This window comes from Yersinia sp. LJYL362 (assembly GCF_048323875.1).
The window spans coordinates 1-8014 of sequence record NZ_JBLWEX010000002.1 but is presented as its reverse complement, the minus strand read 5'-3'; the positions used below and the strand labels follow the sequence as shown (position 1 = coordinate 8014).

Genomic DNA, 8014 nt, shown 5'->3' with positions numbered 1-8014 from the left:
GTTCGGTATGCTGATTGCTTATCTGGAAAAAATGCAAAACGAAAATGCCAGCGACATGGGCTTATCGGATTTGGAGCTTTTCTATCAGCAAGCCAAGAAAACCTATGATGAAGATGAAGAATTTGCCCAGCGTGCCCGCGCTTATGTAGTGAAACTGCAAAGCGGCGACGAATATTGCCGTCAGATGTGGCGTAAATTGGTCGATATCACCATGGCGCAAAACCAAATTGCTTACGACCGCCTGAATGTCACATTGACCAAAGACGATGTGATGGGTGAAAGCCTGTATAACGCCATGTTGCCCGGCATTGTGGCGGATCTGAAAGCCAAAGGGCTGGCAGTGGAAAGTGAAGGTGCGACCGTTGTCTATCTGGATGAATACAAAAACAAAGATGGCGAACCTATGGGCGTCATTATCCAGAAAAAGGATGGCGGCTATCTCTACACCACTACCGACATCGCCTGTGCCAAGTACCGTTATGAGACACTGGGTGCAGACCGCGTGTTGTATTACATCGACAGCCGTCAGCACCAGCATCTGATGCAGGCCTGGACTATCGTCCGTAAAGCCGGTTATGTGCCAGAATCTGTTCCACTAGAGCACCACATGTTTGGCATGATGCTGGGCAAAGATGGCAAACCATTTAAAACCCGCTCCGGTGGTACAGTCAAACTTTCCGATTTGCTGGATGAAGCCATCGAGCGCGCGGGTAAACTGATTGCTGAGAAAAACCCGGATATGCCTGCGGATGAGCTCAAGCAGGTGGTTGAAGCTGTGGGTATTGGTGCTGTGAAGTATGCTGACCTGTCAAAAAGTCGCACCACTGACTATGTCTTCGATTGGGATAACATGCTGGCACTGGATGGCAACACTGCGCCTTACATGCAATATGCCTATACCCGCGTGGTTTCAGTCTTTAAGCGCGCCGGTATTGATGAAAGTAGCCTGACCTTGCCATTAGTGATTACAGAGGACCGCGAAGCTGCGCTGGCTACCCGCTTGTTGCAGTTTGAAGAGGTCATCACTAGCGTGGCCCGTGAAGGGACACCACATGTGATGTGTTCTTATCTGTATGATCTGGCCGGTTTGTTCTCCAGCTTCTACGAGCATTGCCAAATTCTGAATGCTGATAGCGAAGAGAGCCGTCAGAGCCGCCTGAAACTGGCCATGCTGACAGCAAAAACCCTGAAACAAGGGCTGGATACCTTAGGTATTCAAACGGTTGAACGGATGTAATTTGTTATTGCTTCAATAATGTCAAAGGCACCCAAAAGGTGCCTTTTGTGTTACTAAAGAATCAGTTTGTTCTGCGGGCGAAATCGCGCAATTTAAATCCAAGCAGAGCAAGTGCTGCAAAGTAGGCAACAACCCCCGCTATCACAACAGCAGAAAGCCGTAGCAGGCGATAAGCCATCCCCCCGACATCCCAGGCCGGCATGACCCACAATAACCCCAATAACACCACAGACATCACCACCACACCAATCACCAATTTAGTCAGAAACACCGCCCAACCTGGTTGCGGCTGAAAAATCTTCTGCTTACGTAATTGCCAATATAGCAAGCTGGCATTCAGACAAGCCCCCAAACCAATCGACAGTGATAAACCGGCATGTTTAAGTGGCCCAATAAAAATCAGGTTCATCACTTGGGTGATTATCAGTGTAATAATAGCGATTTTGACCGGGGTTTTAATGTTCTGACGCGAGTAAAAACCCGGAGCCAGCACTTTCACAACAATCAAGCCCATCAATCCGACGGAATAGGCCACCAGCGCACGTTGGGTCATCAGCGCATCGAAAGCACTGAACTTCCCGTATTGGAATAATGAAACAACTAATGGCTTCGCTAAAATGCCCAAAGCCACCGCACTGGGTAATGCCAGTAGGAAACACAGGCGCAAGCCCCAATCCATCAATTTGGAATATTCATCGTGATTGCCACTGGAGAAACTTTTTGCCAGCGAAGGCAGCAGGATAGTCCCCAATGCCACCCCCAACACGCCGGAAGGGAATTCCATCAAGCGGTCAGCGTAATACATCCATGACACCGAGCCTGAGACTAGGAATGATGCAAAAATGGTATTGATAATCAGGGAGATCTGACTCACTGACACACCAAGAATAGCTGGCCCCATTTGGCGCATTACTCGCCATACACCAGCATCTCGCAGCGATAACCGAGGCAGAACCAGCATACCTATCTTTTTCAGATGAGGAAGCTGGTAGCCCAATTGCAGTACTCCCCCGACCACCACCGCCCAAGCCAGTGCCATAACCGGTGGATTGAAGTAAGGTGCAGCGAAGAGTGCAAAACCTATCATGCTGATATTCAGAAAGGTTGGAGCAAACGCCGGAATTGAAAAGCGGTTCCAGGTATTAAGAATCGCCCCTACCAGCGATGCTAACGAAATCAGCAAGATATAAGGGAATGTCACCCGCAGTAATGCAGAAGTTAATGCAAATTTGTCTGGTGTATCGGTGAAACCGGGTGCAGTAATAAAAATGACCCAGGGTGCAGCCAGCATCCCCAATACCGTGACCACTGCCAGAATAAGCGTTAATAAGCCAGAGACATAGGCGACAAATGTCCGAGTGGCTTCCTCACCTTGCTGGCTTTTATATTCGGCCAGAATCGGTACAAAAGCCTGTGAAAATGCCCCTTCAGCGAAGATACGCCGTAATAAATTAGGTAATTTGAATGCGACAAAAAAGGCATCCGTTGCCATACCTGCACCAAAAACCCGCGCGACAATCGCATCGCGAGCAAAGCCCAACACGCGGGAAAACATGGTCATAGAACTGACAGCAGCCAGTGATTTCAGTAGATTCATAGGTTTTTCTGATCTGTTTTCCGAACTGTACTTGCAAAATATGCTGTAAATATCAACGCCTGCTATAAGCAGGCGCTGCTTCTACCCAATATTGGATGGATTGTATCAGCACTGGCAGGTTATTCCGCCACCTGCTGTTGTAACAGAATCTCTATCATGCGTTGCGCGAGGATAGCCTCTTCACCTGAGACTTGTGGTGTGGTCTGATTACTGACCGCAGCAATAAAGTGATGAACAGCACCGCTAAAACCTCTTTGTTCTAATGTGGTTTGCCAACCCGGCGCGGGCAGATTTATCACTTCCCCATCGGACTCCTGCTGCCATTGGCGCATATCCGTAATCTGATAGCAGGTGCCGGGGCTCACGGCTTGCACACTTTCGCGTTGAGTTCCGCCGTGACGATGCATGCTGGTGGTTATCAGGCAATGACCCGCCTGAAAATGGTGTTCGGCATACAACATCTGCTGTTGTGTATTTGTTTGTATCGCCCCGCCCATTAATTTTGCCGTCGCGCCCCCCAACCACAGCGCCGTATCCACTACATGCAGATAATCATCAAGCAAAGTAAAACGGACATCATTTGGTCCGACACTATTCTGCCGATGTTTCTCCATGCGCAGGGATGCAGGGTGACTCATTTGCTGCTTAAGTTGCTGATACAAAGGGGCGAAACGTCGATTAAAACCTACCATCAGTGCCAATCGTTGCTTCGCTGCCAGTGCAATCAATCGCTCGGACTGCGCGATGGTTTCGGCTAAGGGTTTATCGACATAAACATGAATCCCGGCCTGCAATAACTCACTTACCACCTGAAAATGGCTGGCAGTGCTGCTGTGGACGAAGATGGCATCACATTCAGCGGCCAAGGTATCCAATCGAGAGAAGTAACGCATGCGATAGCTGTCGCACACCGGCTGTGCTTTTATCTGATTGGGAGAAAACGCCCCCACCAATTGCCACCCCTGCGCTTGAGTCAAAATAGGTAAATAGGCCTTTTGCGCAATGCCACCAAGGCCGACAAGACCGACGCGCAGCTTTTTATCAACACCGGATTGTTTCATAGCATCCTTATTAATCATCCAGTTGTATCAACACTTCGTCTAAACGCCGAGTCAGTGCAATGACCTGTTGTTCGAGCTGAGCAACTCTGGCTTCAAGGTCATGAGTCCCCTCCGGCGCACGTTGCTCTGCTGATGACGTTGGGGCAATATCACCACTCAACAGATGCATAAAGCGGCTTTCTCGCTTACCAGGCTCACGCGCTAAGCGCACCACAAAAGGCCCATCTTCGCGTAAAGACAACTGATTGAGCACCTCTTCAGTTTCAGCCACATCCGAAAACTCATGCATCCGGTTGGTACGCGTGCGCAACTCACCCGGTGTCTGTGCGCCGCGCAAAAATAGTGTGGTCATCACCGCCAGCTCTGCGGGAGAAAACTTCAAATTGCCAAATTCTGAATTGCAAAAACGGTGCTCATACTTCATCACCCGGTTGCCGCTTTGGGTGCGGATAAGGTGTTTTTTCAACAAGAAATCCAGAGTCTGTTGCACCTCTGATTCAGATAACTCCATGACCGGTTCACGGTTGGTTTTCTGATTACAGGCAATCGTCACACCATTGAGTGACATCGGATATTGTTCCGGCGTTGTCACTTGTTTTTCCAGCAAACAGCCAATAACTCTGGCTTCTTGTGCATTTAAACTGTGTTTCATCCTGACCTCAGCGAGTTGGCGTCCATTCTTTGTTAGTCAAAGCCGTCAGCACATGATCGCGCCATTGACCATCAATCAATAAGTAATCTTTCGCGTAACCTTCACGTTCAAATCCAAGGCGTTCGAGCAAATTACCACTGCGATGATTATGCGGCATATAGTTAGCCATAATACGATGCATCCGCTCCTGCCGCTGCATGTAGCGAATCAAGGGTTGTAAGGCTTCAAACATCAACCCCTGCCCCTGCCAGCGCTCACCTAATGAATAGCCAAGAAAGCAGGCATGGAACGAACCACGCAACACATTGCTAAAATTTGCCACACCACGGACTTCTTTTTCTTCTGGATCTAACAAAATAAAATAATAGGCGCTGCCTTGTTTTTGCAGTTCCATTATCATTCCCAACCGGGCCTGCCAGCCAGAGGGCATGCAATGACTTTGATCACGCACCGGCTCCCAGGGTTTCAGAAATGCCTGGTTTTCAGCGTAATACTCCGCCATGCGGTAAGCGTCACGCTCATTAACCAACCGCAGTGACATACGATCCGTCGTCAGGCGTATTTTAGGTGTTGCTGAATGATAGCCGAACATCTGCTCCCCTTAGGCTATGCGCTGTACTCAATTAGCGGCAATCTCTTTTAGTCAATATACCTGTTATCGGGTTGCCACGTAAAACGATGACCGCGCTCTTTTTACACATCAATACAGTAAGATTGCGCAACTAAAGAGCCCAAAAGACATTTTATTATGAAACTGTCGGTGAGGTAACGTATTGACGAGAAAAAATATTATCAATCCGAATTCTGCACTCTAGTCATTTTAGCCAGGTTTTTAGACAGATTCACCACAGCAAATTGAAACTGCTGATCACTATCGCCATCATTTGAAAATGTTTCCATCAACAAAATCAATCCTATTATATAGATTGACGCGATGAACCGATGAGTTTTATTATATCCGTAGCATTTTGTCATTCGCTCTGCCTAATTAAATTAAAGGCCCTTTATATTGGCTCTTTATATTGATATATCCATTAGTGTTCTTCTTGCAGTAGCTCTGCTGGGCAATATTTACAACGATAAAAATGGACTCAGTTTAATAAGTATGGCGCATAAAATCCCATGTGCGGAACATAAGCAACCCCTTCCCTAATCTGTTTATTTGTATTAAAATTTCGCTTAAGGAAAACAAGGATCATCAACAAGTAATCAAGGGACATTATGGACATTCATCTTAATCAAAAAAGTAGATTTATCGATTATTATCAAGCCATTGCAATGACTAATAGTGACAAGTTATTAAGGGTAGCCAGAGATGTTTCGCGTTTTGTTCTTCGTGATGCTCTCGTTAGGGCAAGGTTTGAAAACGAAATAAAAGATTTTATTAGTGAACAGATGAAAATAATAAAATCAGCCAGAACGGAATCTGATTGCAAGATAGCTATCGATAATTTGAATAAAGAGTGCAGTAATCTCCTTGAACAAGATCTTATGCTGAAAACCAAACGAGCCAAAACGGTTGTCTCTATAGAACTTAAAAAGGATCGAGATACTTGGGGTTATGTTATACAAGGCGTTAATATAGTAGTGAGTGGACTTACAATTGTCGCAGGATTTACTTTAGTGGCAGGAACTGTAATGTCTGGGAATGTGCTAGGAGTTATAAGTGGAGCAACAATAATTTTACATGGATTAAATGGTTTCCAAGAAGGTGTTAAAAACCTGATAAGCGGGGCTGACTCTTCAACAGGCTTTATGCTAAACGGTTATATAGCGACCGCTGAATTTTTAGGTTTCGATAAAAAAGTGGGTATCTTAGCCTATAACTTTATGAGTATTGGATTATCAGGTTATGGAATGGCAAGAATGGTCCTAAAACCTGATGCATGGAGGTTGTTCAGACATATCCCAACTGATTATGTGAGAAACATAAAAACTATGGGATATGGTTCATTAGCCATTGAAGGCACCGGTAATGCTTTATCAGTTAAAGCAATTAACGATAGCAAATAACGCTAATCACATTATTCTTTCAATGACACAAAGAATAACTTCGCTCCTAATAGCATGGGAGCGATAAAATACATAACTATAAGACCAAATGTCAGAGCTGCAATATATGCTATAAAATCAAGAGAATCACCTATCATAAAAATTGCCAACCCAATCAATAAAAATAAAACTTTCAACAATGTCATAACTAAAAAGAGCCTTTTTAGCTTTCCTATAACTACGTCAAAGGTAGAGTTATTCCCTATAGCTTGTTTGCGTATAAACTCAATATCTCTTTTTGAGATGAACTTCTTCTCTGATAACAACATCTCTATACTTTTATCGTCCATAATAACCAGCTATCCACATTAAACAATTTCATATTATATCTTATTTTTGTGTAATGCTGCAATCATGCAACTTAACATTAGGATTTTTGCTTGCACAGTTTATGCGGTAGTACCAGTAATAGCTGTCGGGTTCACTGATATCAAAGTTGCTTGAGATAAACGTCAGATTATGGGATATGGTTCACTAACCATAGAATCTGTTGGTAATGTATTGTCAATTAACGATAACAAATAAACTATTGCTACAATGATACAAAAAACAACTTCGCTCCTAACATAATGGGAGAGACGAAGTGCATCATAATGATACCAAATACTGCTGTAACTAAATAAGATCTAAAAAAAGAGAAGTCGCTTGTAATAAAAATAGTGACACCAATAAAAAAAAGCAAAAGATGCAAAGAAACCATAAATAAAAATATTCTTTTGAGGTTAATTATTGTGACCTCTAATGAAGAGTTGTTTCCTTCTGCCTGTTTGTATATAAACTTTATGTCCCTTTTTGAAATAAATTTCTTTCCTAACAAAGTCTTCTCAATACTTTTATCGTCCATAATAACCAGCTATCCACATTAAACAATTTCACATGATATCTTATTTTCGTGTGATGCTGCAATCATACAACTTAAAATTAGGGTTTTTGCTTGCACGGTTTAAGCACTAGCCCCAGTAATCGCGGTCAGTTTCACTGTTATCAACGTTGCTTGAGATAAGCATCAGGCTATAATTTTTATATACTCCTAAGAGATGCCAGAGAACAAATTTTTTGGTTTTGATAAAAAAGTGGGTGTGTTAGCCTATAACTTTATGAGTATTGGATTATCAGGCTATGGAATGGCAAGAATGGTCCTGAAACCTGATGCATGGAGACTGTTTAGACATATCCCGGCTGATTATGTGAGAAACATAAAAACTATGGGATATGGTTCATTAGACATTGAAAGCACTGGTAATGCTTTATCAGTTAAAGCAAATAACGATAGCAAATAACGCTAATCAAATTACTCTTTCAGTGATACAAATAATAACTTCGCTCCTAATATAACGGGAGCGACAAAGTTCATTATAACAACACCAATAATCGCAGCAATAACATAAGATTCAAAATCCGAAAAATCACTGGTG

The 8014-nt window shown here is 43.9% G+C and carries 8 protein-coding genes; 3 read left to right on the top strand and 5 right to left on the bottom strand.

Annotated features, from left to right (window positions below):
* Positions 1 to 1237: arginine--tRNA ligase (argS, locus tag ACNSO8_RS00070; RefSeq protein WP_418393451.1), on the top strand; the 1237-nt coding region annotated here is incomplete at its 5' end.
* Between the two features lie 61 nt (positions 1238 to 1298).
* On the opposite strand, the gene murJ is transcribed toward argS, so the two are convergent.
* The 4 genes from murJ to rimJ all read right to left on the bottom strand — a co-directional run bounded on the left by murJ (position 1299) and on the right by rimJ (position 5139).
* Complete coding sequence (gene murJ / locus ACNSO8_RS00065) at positions 1299 to 2834, bottom strand: murein biosynthesis integral membrane protein MurJ (protein ID WP_418393450.1); 1536 nt, start codon at positions 2832 to 2834, stop codon at positions 1299 to 1301.
* Positions 2835 to 2953: 119 nt separating this feature from the next.
* Complete coding sequence (locus ACNSO8_RS00060) at positions 2954 to 3913, bottom strand: Gfo/Idh/MocA family protein (RefSeq protein ID WP_418393449.1); 960 nt, start codon at positions 3911 to 3913, stop codon at positions 2954 to 2956.
* On the bottom strand, positions 3906 to 4547 hold the full coding sequence (locus tag ACNSO8_RS00055) for a YceH family protein (protein WP_418393448.1): 642 nt from the start codon (positions 4545 to 4547) through the stop codon (positions 3906 to 3908). The genes ACNSO8_RS00060 and ACNSO8_RS00055 overlap by 8 nt, the downstream gene beginning before the upstream one ends.
* A gap of 7 nt (positions 4548 to 4554) precedes the next feature.
* Positions 4555 to 5139 (bottom strand): ribosomal protein S5-alanine N-acetyltransferase, encoded by a 585-nt coding sequence (gene rimJ, locus ACNSO8_RS00050; protein WP_005169134.1) that lies wholly within the window; start codon positions 5137 to 5139, stop codon positions 4555 to 4557.
* A gap of 686 nt (positions 5140 to 5825) precedes the next feature.
* On the opposite strand from rimJ, the gene ACNSO8_RS00045 reads away from it, so the two are divergent.
* Positions 5826 to 6560: a DUF4225 domain-containing protein gene (locus tag ACNSO8_RS00045; protein ID WP_418393452.1), complete on the top strand. Its 735-nt coding sequence runs from the start codon at positions 5826 to 5828 to the stop codon at positions 6558 to 6560.
* A gap of 11 nt (positions 6561 to 6571) precedes the next feature.
* Here the strand turns inward: ACNSO8_RS00045 and ACNSO8_RS00040 are convergent, their stop codons facing one another.
* A complete protein-coding gene (locus ACNSO8_RS00040; protein WP_418393447.1) occupies positions 6572 to 6889 on the bottom strand; it encodes a hypothetical protein in 318 nt (105 codons plus the stop codon).
* A 747-nt stretch (positions 6890 to 7636) separates the two neighbouring features.
* On the opposite strand from ACNSO8_RS00040, the gene ACNSO8_RS00035 reads away from it, so the two are divergent.
* Positions 7637 to 7879, top strand: a complete 243-nt coding sequence (locus ACNSO8_RS00035; protein ID WP_418393446.1) for a DUF4225 domain-containing protein — start codon at positions 7637 to 7639, stop codon at positions 7877 to 7879.
* The last annotated feature ends 135 nt before the right edge of the window (positions 7880 to 8014 follow it).